This window comes from Nonomuraea sp. KM88 (assembly GCF_052245635.1).
In the GTDB taxonomy this organism is placed as follows: Bacteria; Actinomycetota; Actinomycetes; order Streptosporangiales; family Streptosporangiaceae; genus Nonomuraea.
Map to the genome: position 1 here is coordinate 732,787 of NZ_JBQQCC010000003.1, position 12,374 is coordinate 745,160.

General features: G+C 71.5%; 10 protein-coding genes. 4 read left to right on the forward strand and 6 right to left on the reverse strand.

Going from position 1 to position 12,374, the window contains the following annotated elements:
• Positions 1-102: 102 nt before the first annotated feature.
• Positions 103-1,218, forward strand: coding sequence for an alanine dehydrogenase (gene ald / locus ACTWPV_RS13055; protein ID WP_443151938.1), 1,116 nt, complete (start codon positions 103-105; stop codon positions 1,216-1,218).
• 6 nt (positions 1,219-1,224) lie between these two features.
• On the opposite strand, the gene ACTWPV_RS13060 is transcribed toward ald, so the two are convergent.
• Positions 1,225-1,935, reverse strand: coding sequence for a DUF3105 domain-containing protein (locus ACTWPV_RS13060; RefSeq protein WP_443151939.1), 711 nt, complete (start codon positions 1,933-1,935; stop codon positions 1,225-1,227).
• A gap of 121 nt (positions 1,936-2,056) precedes the next feature.
• On the opposite strand from ACTWPV_RS13060, the gene ACTWPV_RS13065 reads away from it, so the two are divergent.
• Positions 2,057-2,698: a DUF305 domain-containing protein gene (locus ACTWPV_RS13065; protein ID WP_443151940.1), complete on the forward strand. Its 642-nt coding sequence runs from the start codon at positions 2,057-2,059 to the stop codon at positions 2,696-2,698.
• A gap of 4 nt (positions 2,699-2,702) precedes the next feature.
• Positions 2,703-4,100 (forward strand): phytoene desaturase family protein, encoded by a 1,398-nt coding sequence (locus ACTWPV_RS13070; protein WP_443151941.1) that lies wholly within the window; start codon positions 2,703-2,705, stop codon positions 4,098-4,100.
• A gap of 73 nt (positions 4,101-4,173) precedes the next feature.
• On the opposite strand, the gene ACTWPV_RS13075 is transcribed toward ACTWPV_RS13070, so the two are convergent.
• The 5 genes from ACTWPV_RS13075 to ACTWPV_RS13095 all read right to left on the reverse strand — a co-directional run bounded on the left by ACTWPV_RS13075 (position 4,174) and on the right by ACTWPV_RS13095 (position 11,317).
• Complete coding sequence (locus ACTWPV_RS13075) at positions 4,174-5,262, reverse strand: threonine aldolase family protein (RefSeq protein WP_443151942.1); 1,089 nt, start codon at positions 5,260-5,262, stop codon at positions 4,174-4,176.
• Positions 5,244-5,873 (reverse strand): SDR family NAD(P)-dependent oxidoreductase, encoded by a 630-nt coding sequence (locus ACTWPV_RS13080; RefSeq protein ID WP_443151943.1) that lies wholly within the window; start codon positions 5,871-5,873, stop codon positions 5,244-5,246. Before ACTWPV_RS13080 ends, ACTWPV_RS13075 begins: the two co-directional genes overlap by 19 nt.
• Positions 5,870-7,960, reverse strand: coding sequence for a DUF6421 family protein (locus tag ACTWPV_RS13085; protein WP_443151944.1), 2,091 nt, complete (start codon positions 7,958-7,960; stop codon positions 5,870-5,872). The genes ACTWPV_RS13080 and ACTWPV_RS13085 overlap by 4 nt, the downstream gene beginning before the upstream one ends.
• Before the next feature lie 97 nt (positions 7,961-8,057).
• Positions 8,058-9,854, reverse strand: coding sequence for a serine/threonine protein kinase (locus ACTWPV_RS13090; RefSeq protein ID WP_443151945.1), 1,797 nt, complete (start codon positions 9,852-9,854; stop codon positions 8,058-8,060).
• Positions 9,854-11,317 carry a hypothetical protein gene (locus ACTWPV_RS13095; protein WP_443151946.1) on the reverse strand — a complete coding sequence of 488 codons (1,464 nt, stop codon included), beginning with the start codon at positions 11,315-11,317 and terminating at the stop codon, positions 9,854-9,856. The genes ACTWPV_RS13090 and ACTWPV_RS13095 overlap by 1 nt, the downstream gene beginning before the upstream one ends.
• A gap of 106 nt (positions 11,318-11,423) precedes the next feature.
• Between ACTWPV_RS13095 and ACTWPV_RS13100 the strand changes: the two genes are divergently transcribed.
• Positions 11,424-12,308, forward strand: a complete 885-nt coding sequence (locus ACTWPV_RS13100; RefSeq protein WP_443151947.1) for a hydantoinase/oxoprolinase N-terminal domain-containing protein — start codon at positions 11,424-11,426, stop codon at positions 12,306-12,308.
• The last annotated feature ends 66 nt before the right edge of the window (positions 12,309-12,374 follow it).

Below are 12,374 nucleotides of genomic sequence, written 5' to 3' on the forward strand. Positions count from 1 at the left end.
GGACGGGCGGCACGCAGGTAATCAGCCGAACAATCCTCACTTCTCGCCGCTATAGAAGGAAGACTGAGGGTAAATCACCATATTGGCGAAAAGAGTTGTCTTATGAAGGTCGGTGTACCCCAAGAGGTCAAGAACAGCGAATATCGCCTGGCCCTGACGCCCGCCGGGGTGCACGAGCTCGTCCGTCACGGCCACCAGGTCTACGTCGAGCGCGACGCGGGCGCCGGCTCGTCCATCCCCGACGCCGACTTCGCCGCGGCGGGCGCCGTGCTGGTCCCCGAGGCCGACGAGCTCTGGTCCGCGGCCGACCTGGTCATGAAGGTCAAGGAGCCGATGCCGGAGGAGTACCACCGGCTGCGCAAGGGCCAGGTGCTGTTCACGTACCTGCATCTGGCGGCGAACAAGGAGTGCACGCGAGCCCTGATCGACTCGGGCTGCACCGCGGTCGCCTACGAGACCGTGCAGACGCCCGGCGGCGCGCTGCCGCTGCTCGCGCCCATGTCAGAGGTCGCGGGCCGGCTGGCGCCGCAGGTCGGCGCCTACCATCTGATGCGCTCGGAGGGCGGCAGAGGCGTGCTGATGGGCGGCGTCTCCGGCGTGCGGGCGGCACACGTCGTGGTGCTCGGCGCCGGGGTGTCCGGCATGAACGCCGCCGCCATCGCCCTCGGCATGCAGGCCGAGGTGGTGCTGCTGGACAAGAACATCGACAAGCTGCGCCAGGCCGACCTGATCTATCAGGGCCACTGCCAGACGATCGCCTCCAACACGCTGGAGGTCGAGCGCGCGGTGCTGGAGGCGGACCTCGTCATCGGCGCCGTGCTGGTGCCCGGCGCGAAGGCGCCGACGCTGGTGAGCGACGACCTGGTCAGCCGGATGAAGCCGGGCTCGGTGCTGGTGGACATCTCGATCGACCAGGGCGGCTGCTTCGCCGGCTCCCGCCCGACCACCCACGAGCGGCCCACCTACCGGGTGCACGACTCGATCTTCTACTGCGTGGCCAACATGCCGGGCGCGATGCCGCACACCTCGACGTTCGCGCTCACGAACGTCACGCTGCCGTACGCGCTGGCCGTCGCCGACCGGGGCTGGCAGCGGGCCATGCGCGAGGACCCGGCGCTGGCGCTCGGCCTGAGCACCCACGGGGGCCGGCTGACCAGCCGGCCCGTGGCCGAGGCGCACGCGCTGGAGTGGACGCCGCCGGAGGACGTGCTCGCCTGAGTGCTCCTACTGCTGGGACTCGCCGGGCGCCGGGGAGGTGGTCTCCATCGGCGACTGCTGCTGGCCCGTGGGCTCGGGCGGCAGGGGCGCCTGGTCGGCCGTGGTGGTGACGGCGGCCTCGCCGCCGCAGGTGGCGCCGAGCTCGGGAGTGTCGGGCCCGTTCTGGTATTTCTTGATGAACGCCCCGAGCTTCGGGTCGTTGGCGTCGGTCAGCTTCAGCTGGTGGCCCCACGACGAGACAACGATCGGCGACGGCAGGTTGGGGAACGGGCTCATCAGCATGTAGTCCTGCTGGCCCGTGGAGGAGGCGACCTCCGTCAGCGCGTCGAGCTGCGCCTTCGGCAGGTCGGGCCGGTAGGTGATCCAGATCGCCCCGTGTTCCAGCGAGTGCACCGCGTGCTCGCTGTGGATCGGCTTGTCGTAGATCGCGCACTGCTGCCAGTTGTTGTGGTGCTGGCCGCCCACCGGCGGCGTCTCCTTGTAGGAGACCTTGGCCCACACGTGCTGGCCGCCTTCGTACTTCGCGCTGGTCACCGCGTCGAGCGAGGTCTCACGGGCCTGTTTGACGAGATAGAAGCCCACCACGCCGACGAGCACCACGACGATGAGACCGCCGGTGCCCCACATGAGCAGCGCTGCGCGGCGCTGTTTGCGCCGCTGCTCGGCCCGCATCCTGTCCAGATGCTCGCGCCGTGCCTGCGCCTTCTCCTTGGCCATCGTTCCTCCATCGGCGTACCAAACTCCGGTCACCCTATGCCCTCCGGGCGTATGGGGGTAATAAGAGCCTCACAAGGGTCCGATCACGGGCGCTGCCCCAGGTGGGTACGCTGTACTGACCATGGAAACGCCCGCGCGGAAATCGTTGCTCGCCATCGCCGGCGTGCTGGTGCTGGCCGTGGCGGCGTTCCTGCTGTTCGGCCGCGGCGGCACCCCCGGCGACACCTCCCCTGAGGCCGGTTTCGCCCGCGACATGGCCACCCATCACGCGCAGGCCGTCGACATGGCGTTCAAGATCAGGGACAAGGGCCCCGCCCCCGAGATCGACAGCCTCGCCTTCGACATCATCAACACCCAGGCCAACCAGCGCGGCATGTTCCTGGGGTGGTTGCAGCAGTGGGAGCTCACGCAGTCGACCGACCAGCCCGCGATGACCTGGATGCGCGGTCACGGACACGGCGGCGCGTCACCCGCTCCCGGCGCCCCCGGGACCATGCCCGGCATGGCGAGCCCGCAGGAGCTGACCAAGCTCAGGCAGGCGCAGGGCAAGGACGCCGAGGTGCTCTTCCTGCAGCTGATGATCCGCCACCACGAGGGCGGCGTGGAGATGGCCGAGGGCCTGCTCAAGCTCTCCACGCGGGCCGAGGTGGTCAACATGGCCCAGAAGATCGTCGCCAGCCAGAGCGGTGAGATCGAGCTCATGACCAAGCTGCTCGAGAAGCGGGGCGCGCGGCCCTACCCGTCGATCCTGACCCCCCGATAGGGCCATGAGCCCCGACGTCGCCGTCGTGGGGTCCGGGCCCAACGGGCTCGTCGCCGCCGTCCTGCTGGCCCGCGCCGGGCGCAGGGTGCTGCTGCTCGAAGCCGCCGACCGGTTCGGCGGCGGTCTGCGCTCCGGCGAGCTGACGCTCCCCGGCCGGGTGCACGACCTCGGCGCGACGGTGATGGCCATGACCCTGGCCTCCCCCGCCTTCCGCGAGCTCCGGCTCCAGGGCGTCGAGTTCGCCCATCCACCGGTCGCCGCCGCCCATCCGTTCGACGACCGTCCCGCCGTACTCGTGCACCGCGGCGCCCGCCGCACCGCCGAAGGGCTCGGGCGCGACGCGGGCGCGTGGCTGGCGACCGCGGGGGCGACCGCCAGGGCCGGGCTTCCCCTGGTGGAGCTGCTGCTCAAACCGCTCGGGCCGTGGACGGTCCCGCCGTCCACGTTCGCGCGGGCGGCCAGGTTCGGGACGATGGCGGCGCTGCCCGCGACGACCTTCGCCAGGCGCGCGTTCAGCACCGTGGAAGGACGGGCGGTGATCGCCGGCATGGCCGCCCACTCCGTGCTCGACCTGCGCTCACCCATCACCGCCGGCTACGGCCTGCTGCTGGCGTCCCTGGCCCACCTGGTGGGCTGGCCGCTCGTACGGGGCGGGTCGCAGGTCCTCGCCGACGCCCTCGTCGCCGAGCTGCGCTCCCTCGGCGGGGAGGCCGTCACCGGCCACCGCGTGCACCGGCTCGCGGAGCTGGACGCGCCCGCGATCGTGCTCGACGTGACGCCCCGGCAGCTCATGTCGATGGCCGACCTCCCCGGCGGCTACCTGCGGCGCCTGCGTCGCTTCCGTCACGGGCCCGGGGTGTTCAAGCTGGACTGGGCGCTGGACGGGCCCGTGCCGTGGCGGGATCCCGCGGTGGCGGGCGCGGGCACGGTGCACCTGGGCGGGACGCTGGAGGAGATCGTGCTCAGCGAGGCGGAGACGGCCGCCGGGCGGCACTCGCCGCGGCCGTACGTGCTGCTCGTCCAGCCGTACGCGGCCGACCCCACGCGGGGCGGGCACACGCTGTGGGCCTACTGCCACGTCCCCCACGGCTCGGACGTCGACATGACGGACGCCGTCGAGAGCCAGATCGAACGGTACGCCCCGGGCTTCCGTGACCGCGTCCTCGCCCGCCACGCCATGGGGCCCGCGGCGCTGGAGGCGGCCAACCCCAACCTGGTCGGAGGCGACATCAGCGGCGGCCTGGCGAGCCTGGGGCAGTTCGTCAGGCGCCCGGTCTGGTCGCCCGCGCCCTGGCGTACACCGCTGCCCGGGGTGTTCCTCTGCTCCTCGTCGACGCCGCCGGGGCCGGGCGCGCACGGCATGGGAGGCTGGCAGGCGGCCCGCCTCGCCCTCCGCCCCTGACCTCCGCGCCCGACCGGCGTCGACGTTCCGGACCGGACCCCGCGCGCCGGGGCGGGTCCGGAACGGTGTGGTGTCAGGTGGTGGGCCGGGAGGAGGCGGCGGCGGTCATCTCCTCGGCGACCGCGGCGGCGAAGGCGTCGACGTCCGCCTCCGTCGTGTCGAACGCGCACATCCAGCGCACCTCGCCCACGGCTTCGTTCCACATGTAGAAACGGAACCGCTTCTGCAGCCGCAGGACGACGTCCTTGGGCAGGACGGCGAACACGGCGTTGGCCTCGACGGGGCGCGGCACCCGCACCCCCGGGATGGGGCGCACGGCCTCGGCGAGCCGCCGGCCCATGGCGTTGGCCTGGCGGGCGTTGCGCAGCCACAGGTCGCCGTCCAGCAGCGCCTCGAACTGCGCCGAGACGAACCGCATCTTCGACGACAGCTGCATGAAGGTCTTGCGGATGTAGTCGACGCCCCGCGCCGCGTCGGGGTTGAGCACCACGACCGCCTCGCCGTACAGGAGGCCGATCTTGGTCCCGCCGAACGACAGCACGTCGACCCCGGCGTCCGTGGTGAGGGCCCGCATCGGTACGTCGAGGGCGGCGGCGGCGTTGGTGAGCCGGGAGCCGTCGAGGTGGACGAGCAGGCCGAGGTCGTGGGCGTGGGAGCAGATGGCGGCGATCTCGTCGGGGGTGTAGACGGTGCCGAGCTCCGTGGTGTTGGACAGGGACACGACGCGCGGCTGGGCGCGGTGCACGTCGCCGAACCCCCACGCCTGCCGGTCGATCAGCTCGGGGGTGAGCTTGCCGTCGGGTGTGGGGACGGTCAGCAGCTTGATGCCGCCGGTGACCTCGGGCGCCCCGCCCTCGTCGGTGTTGATGTGGGCGCTCTCGGCGCAGATGACCGCCTCCCAGTGGGCGGTCATGGCGCGCAGGGAGACGACGTTCGCGGCCGTGCCGTTGAACACCGGCCAGGCCTGCGCGCGCTCGCCGAAGTGCCGCCGGAAGGTGTCCTGCAGGGCCTCGGTGTAGACGTCGTCGCCGTAGGAGATCTGGTGCCCGCCGTTGGCCGCCGCGACGGCTTCGAGGATCTCGGGGTGCACGCCGGCGTAGTTGTCGCTGGCGAACGAGATGAGCTGGGGGTCGTGCCGGGGAATCAAGAAGTCAGGTCCCATCGCGTGCCGTTGATCTCCGCCGCGGGCCGGTCGTAGAGGCTGCCGACCGCCGCGGCCAGGTCGTTGACGTCGGTGAAGCCGGCGAACGCGGCGTCCGGCCTGGCCGCGCGCATGGCGTCATTCACCAGGGCTCTGACCACCAGGATGGTGGCCGCGCTCGAGGTGCCGCGGAGCGCGTCGGCCAGGGAGAGCGTCCAGGCCTCCGACGCGGCCTTGGCCGCCGCGTAGGCGGCGCCGCCCGCCTCCGGGTTCTGGGCCGCCTTGGCCGAGACGATCACGAAGCGGCCGTTGTCGCTGCGGCGCAGCAGCGGCTCGAAGGCCAGCGACACGTGCTGGAGCGTGCGGATCAGCAGGTCGTGCAGCACGTCCCAGTCGGCGAGGTCGGTGTCGGCGAACGAGCCGCCCCCGCGCCACCCGCCGACCAGGTGCACCACGCCGTCGACGCGCCCGTGCTCACGGTCGATCCGGCCGGCCAGGTCGTGGACGGCGGCGCGGTCGAGCAGGTCGACGTCCTGCTTGTCCACGCCGATCACGGTGTGCCCATTCTTCCGGAAATATCCGGTAACTGCCTCGCCGGTGGGCCCGCCGGCCCCGGTCACCAGAATGATCATGCTCGGAGTCCCTTAGTCGATTCGACCACGTCGGCCAGCTTACGGCGGAGCGCCTCGTAGAACATGCTCAGGGGGAACTCGTCCGGCAGCACCGCGTCCACCTTGGCCTTCTGCTCCTCGGGCAGCGCCTGGATCCCCTGCGCCCACGTCGAGGCGGGGTGCGGCGGCACGTACGCGCTCACCAGCTCGTACGCCGCCAGCCAGTGCGCCAGCTTGGACCTGTCGATGCTGTCGCGGTACAACTTCTCGACCTCGCCCCGCAGGTCGGCCACGCCGTCGGCGACCCGCTCCCAGTCGATGGTGAGCCGGTTGTCCGTCCACCGCACGATGTCGTTGCGGTGCAGGTACGCGAAGAGCAGCTGCCCGCCGAGCCCGTCGTAGTTCCGCACCCGCTCCCCCGTGATCGGGAACCTGAACAGCCGGTCGAACAGGATCGCGAGCTGCACGTACCGGGCGTACGGAACTCCCCGCGCCTGCAGCTTCACCGCCTCCCCGAACGCGGTCAGGTCGCAGCGCAGCTCCTCCAGCGAGTACAGCCAGTACGGCATCCGCTGCTTGATCATGAACGGGTCGAACGGCAGGTCGCCGTGGCTGTGGGTGCGGTCGTGCACCAGGTCCCACAGCACGAACGTGTCCTGCGCGAGCCGCTGCGACTCCAGCAGCCTGGCAGCGTCGGGCGGCAGGTCCAGCCGGAGCGTCTCGGTCGCGGCCCTGGACACCCGCCGGAACCTGGCGGCCTCCCGGTCGGCGAAGATGCCGCCCCAGGTGAACCGCTCGGGCGCCGTCCGCACCGCGACCGTCTCGGGGAACAGCACGGCGGAGTGGGTGTCGTAGCCGGAGGTGAAGTCCTCGAACGCGATCGGCACGAACATTGGGTTGTCGTAGCCGTCCGCCTCCAGTTCGGCCAGCCAGCCGGGCCAGATCGTGCGGATCCAGACGGCTTCGAGGTTGCGGTTCGGGTTGCCGTTCTGGGTGTACATGGGGAAGACGACGACGTGTTCCAGACCGTCCTCGCGCTGGCGGTCGGGGTGGAACAGGTCGAGCGAGTCGAGGAAGTCGGGCACGCCGAGGCCCTGCTCGGCCCACGTGGCCAGGTCAGCCTGGACGGCCCGCAGGTAGGCGGCGTCATGCGGGAAGTACGGCGAAATCTCGCCCAGGTGCCCCGCGATCGCCTCCACCAGCTCGCCGGCCCTGCCCTTCGACTGCTCCGGCACCGAGCCGTCCTTGACCTGCAGCGGCCTGAGCTCCTCGACGGCCTCCTTGAGCCTGCCGAACACCGCCGCCCTTCCGCCACGGGCCTCCTCACGCGCGGATCCCGCACCGGGAGCCGGGACGCGGGCGGCCCAGGTGACGACGTTCCCCCAGAGCGTGCGGTGGTCGTAGTCGTCGATGGAGTCGTCACCGAACAGGTCGGAGTCGGCGAACACGACGACGCGGCCCTGGCCGTACCGGAGCGCGAGGGCCAGCGGCGCGCCCGCGGGGTCGGCGCTCGGCGAGCTCGCGAACAACACGGTCGCGCCCCCCGCGAGCCCGCCCTCGGCGGTCACGGTGAGCGCGCCGGAACGGTAGAAGCAGGCGGTCCCGACGCCGGCGAGCAGCCCGCCCGAGGTGGCGGGCTCGGCCAGCACCCACGTGGCCACGTCCCGGTGGGCGCGCTTCGGGTCGCGCACGGTGGTGTGCTCGACGCCCACCCCGAACCGTGCGAGCAGCTCGTTCAGGTTGTTGCCGTACTTGTCCTGCTCCTCCTCGGCCAGCACCACCAGGCCGCCGCCCGCCGCGACGAAGGACTGGACGGCGTCCAGCTCGGCGGCGGTGAGGACGGGGCTGCCCTGGCCGGTCGTCCGCTCCCACCGCTCCCCGGACGGGTGCGCGATGACCAGGACGTCCTGGTCCGCCAGCACCTCGGGGCCGAGCGCTCCGGCCGTGTGGGCCGCGACCGTGTGCCCCAGGTGCCGCAGCAGTCCGGCCGCGCGGGCGTAGCTGTTGTCGTCGGGATGGGCCGGGTTGATGGCCTCGGCCACCTCGCGCCGGACGGTCCACGACTCGTTGTGAGCCTCGTCGAACAACACCCGAGGGAACGCATGCATGAAAAATCTCCTGCTTCTACCGCTTTCAGGCGCAAAATATACACACAGATCCGGCATTCTTCGCCAAAGCCTCCCGAATGATGAGACAGGCCGGCCGTCAGGACACGTGGACGCTCTGCCTGATGCGCGCCTGGGTGGCGTCGTCACAGGTGGCCTTGGCGCAGAAGTACATGACGAGCATGGTCTTCGGCTCGCGGTCGATCACGTAGCTGACGAAACCCAGCCTGGTGCCGGTGACCGGGTCGCGCAGCGCGCCGTCGAAGCGGGTCGCGGGGCTGTTGCCGGCCTGGTCCGGCACGGGCCTGCCGACGTCGACCTGGCCGGGCAGCAGGGCGTCCATCTTGGCCTTCATCTGCTCGGAGGTGCCGCCGGCGTCGAGCGTGTCGGAGACCTGGACGTACAGACCGGAGGCGCTCTCGGGCTCATCGGCGACGATCTCCGAGACCGTCGACCAGTCGGCGGCGGGGCCGGCGACGAACAACTTCTCGAACTCGGTGGCATGCGGCGAGGCCACCGCGAACAGGTCCTGATGGGTGCGTACGGCCCAGTCGCCGGGGTACTCGAACGTGAGCGGCGCGGCGGAGCTGGTCTTGTAACGGGACCAGGTCTCCCCCTGGTGGTTCACGACGATCATCACGACCAGGGCGAGCGCCGCGGCGGCGGCGACCAGCGTGGCCACCACGATCGGGACGCGTCCGGGACGCCTCGGCGCGGACGGCTGCGTGGGCGCGGCACCGCCCGGAGAACCCGCGAACGCGAGCCCGGCGTGAGACCCGGCGTGCGAACCGGAGTAGGAATCCGCCTGCGGCCCGGAGCGGAGGTCCGCGGGCGAACCGGAGTAGGGATCCACCGGCGAACCAGAACGAGGGCCCCCAGGCGAACCGGAGCGGGGATCCCCGTGCGGTCCAGGGTCGGAGTCGGCGTGCGAACCGGACTGCTGGCCCGGGTGGGCGGCGTGCCGCCCTGGCCGGAGTACGGGGTGCGGGCCCGAGCCCGGTGTGGGGCGGGGCACGAGATGCGGCCCCGAGGACCCTCCCGGCGAAGGCTCCCCCTGGCGCCCGCTCATCGCCTCGCGCAGCGCGGTCACGAACTCCGCGCAGGTCGCGTAGCGCTGCTCGGGCGCCTTGGCCAGCGCCCGCATCATCACGGCGTCGACCTGCGGCGGCAGGTCGGGCCTGAGCTGCGACAGCGGCGTCGGCTGCTCGGCCAGGTGGGCCCAGAGCAGCGCGATGTCGTTCTCACGCTGGAACGGCAGCCGCGCCGACAGCGCCTCGTAGACGACGCAGGCCAGCGCGTACTGGTCGCAGCGGCCGTCGATGGTCTCCTTGTTGATCTGCTCGGGCGACATGTAGCGGGGCGTGCCGATGAACTGGTCGGTCTGGGTCAGCCCGGAGATCGACGAGCGGTGCTTGGTGATGCCGAAGTCGGTGAGGTAGACGTGGTCGCCGGCCAGCAGGATGTTGGCCGGCTTGACGTCGCGGTGGATCAGGTCGTGCGCGTGGGCGGCGTCGAGCGCGGCGGCGACCTGGGCGAAGATGTGGTTGGCCGGGCCGAGCGGCAGCGGCCCGCGGTCGTAGATGAGGCGGCGCAGGTCGAGGCCGTCGACGTAGCGCATGGCGATGTAGAGCACGCCGTCGGCGTCGGCGTTGGCCTCGTAGATCGGGATGATGTTGGGGTGCTCGATGCTGGCGACCGTCCTGGACTCCAGGATGAACCGCTGCCTGAACCGGTCGTCGACGCTGAGCACCGGGTTGAGGATCTTCAGCGCCACGCGGCGGCTCAACCGGGGGTCTAGCGCCAGGTAGACGACGGCCATGCCGCCCTTGCCGACGATGTCCTCGATGTAATATCCGGCCACCTCCTGGCCGATGAGCGATCTTTCGTTCACGTGCATCACGTCTCGATGGGGTGGCCGCAGTAGCCGCAGAAACGATGCGCGGGGCCGAGCTTCATACCGCACGAGGTGCAGTACGTGATCGCCGGGTCCGGCGCGGTCATCACCTGCTGCTGCCGCGGGGCCACGTGGAACGGCTGGGAGCGCCGTACGACCACGGTCTGGTGGGCGCCGTCGTCGGGCGGTGGACCGGCCGCGAGCGGCTGCGCCGGTGTGGTCGGTTCTTCGGGAGCGCGGCGGCGCCACAGCAGATAGGCTCCGCCGCCCGCGGCCAGGAAGAGGATCCCCGCCGCCAGGAGGAACGGCCACAGCGGTGTGGAGCCGGCCGGTTCGGCCGCCGCCTGCCGCGTGCCCTGGTCCTCGGGGCCGCCCCGCTTGGCCAGCGAGGTCTTGAGCAGTTCCGCGGCCACCACGTTGCCCGGGTAGAGCTCGAGCACCCGCTGGAAGCCCGGCGCCGCCTCGGTGAAGTATTTCGTGTGGTAGCGGGTCAGCGCCGCCTCGAACGCCGTGTCGATCGCGCCCCTGCGCGGCTCCACGCCGGCCTCCGTGAGGGTCTTGGTGATCTCCCTGACGCCGATCATCCTGGCGTCGTCGCCGCCGCCGACGAGCAGGCCGATGACGTGGCCGTCCTTGTCGCCGATGACCGGCGCGCCGATCATGCCCCTGTCGGCCAGGCCGCCGAGCTTCACCGGCTCGTTCACCTTCTTGTCGGGGTCGGTGAAGGGCCTGCCGGCGTCGCCCGACGTGCCGCCCCGGCCCAGGTGGGCGATCTCGACCGTGTGGGTGGTCTTCGGTCCGGGACGGCCCAGGAATCCGGCCACGCTGGTGGGCGCGCCCTGCTGGTCGGGCACCTTGTCCGCGAGCGGCGCGGTGGGCATGCCGACGCTTCCCGCCACGGGGTCGAGCGGCACCAGCACGGCGGGGCTGTCGGCCTTCCCGCCCGCCTTGGCGAGCTTGAGCTGGTAGCCGTCGGCGCTGGCCGGCGACACGTTGGGGAAGGCGGTGATCTCCGTGGTCACGTTGATGATGCAGGTGGCCGTGTCGCTCCTGGGCGGGTAGCAGTCCTGCAGGTGCCGGTCGAGCAGCTCGTTCGGGAGCTCGTGCTTCTTGTCGTCGGCCGGGATCTCGACGTCGTGGTGCTCGGCGAAGATCTTGTTCGCGGCGCGTACGGCGACGTCGTCGTCGTTCACCGCCAGGCGGCGGAGCGCGACGACGCTCCCGTCGGGGTTGACGACGGTCCCCGTTCCCTCGGCGAACGGGAAGTCGTAGGACCGCTCCACATGTTTGAGCCGGCCGACGTGGTCGAGCAGGGTGATCTCCACGTGGGACACGGCCTCCAGCCGTACCACGGCGGGGCTCACCAGGTCGGTGATCCCGCTCGGATGCTCGTGTGCGGCGACCGGCATCGCGACCAGCACGAGCGCCGCCGCGACGCCACTGGCAAGTGCTCTGAGGCGCGCCATCTCTCCGCTCCCAAAGGCTGGATTAAGACCAGGGTCCCAATCGGGTGCCGTAAGTCAATAGACGACTACGTAGACAAGCGCTTGCTAGGGGACGTAACGTACGCGGATGGGGTTCGTGATCGGCGTCGATGTCGGTGGCACCTTCACCGACGTGGTCCTTCGCGCCAAGGAGACCCGGCGCGGCACGCTGGCCGTGGCCAAAGTATTGAGCACCCACTACGACCCCATCGCGGGAATCCTCGCCGGCGTTACGCGCGCGCTCGGCGACCGCGACCCCGCCCAGGTCGAACGGGTGGTGCACGCCACCACGCTGGCGACCAACGCGGTGCTCGAACGCACAGGCGTACGGGTGGCTCTCGTCACCACCCAGGGCTTTCGCGCCACCGTCCCGCTCGGCCGGTACGCCCGGGTCGAGGAGGACCGCTACGACCTCCGCTTCACGCCGCCTCCCCCGCCGGTGGCCCCGGGCGACTGTTTCGAGGTGGTGGAGCGCATGTCCGCGCGCGGCGCCGTGCTGACGCCGCTGGACCCGGAGTCCGTACGAGCGGCCGCCGCCGGGATCGTCCGGCGCGGCATCGGGTCGGCGGCGGTGTGCCTGCTGCATGCGTACGCCAATCCTGCGCACGAGCGGCAGGTGGCGGCGATCCTGCGCGAATCGGTGCAGAACGTGGTGACGTCCTCGGACGTCTGGCCGGAGATCCGGGAGTACGAGCGCGCCACCACCACCATCATGTCCGCTTATATCGGCCCATTGATGGCCTCCTACCTTTCGCGGCTCCGCGAACGGCTGGCCGGGATCGGCATCGACGCGCCCATCCACGTCATGGAGTCGAGCGGCGGTGTCATCTCCGCCGAGCTGGCCGCCCGGCGGGCGGTGGCCACGATCGAGTCGGGCCCCGCCGCGGGAGTGCTGGCCGCGGCGGGCACCGGGCGGGCACCGGGCGGGCACCGGCGTGCCCATCAGAGTCTCCCGAGGGGACCGTCGCCTTGAGGCGACGGGTGAATCGGTAGCGGGAGGGCCGTCAAGGCCCGAGCGTGCCCTGACCTGTCAGGTCCG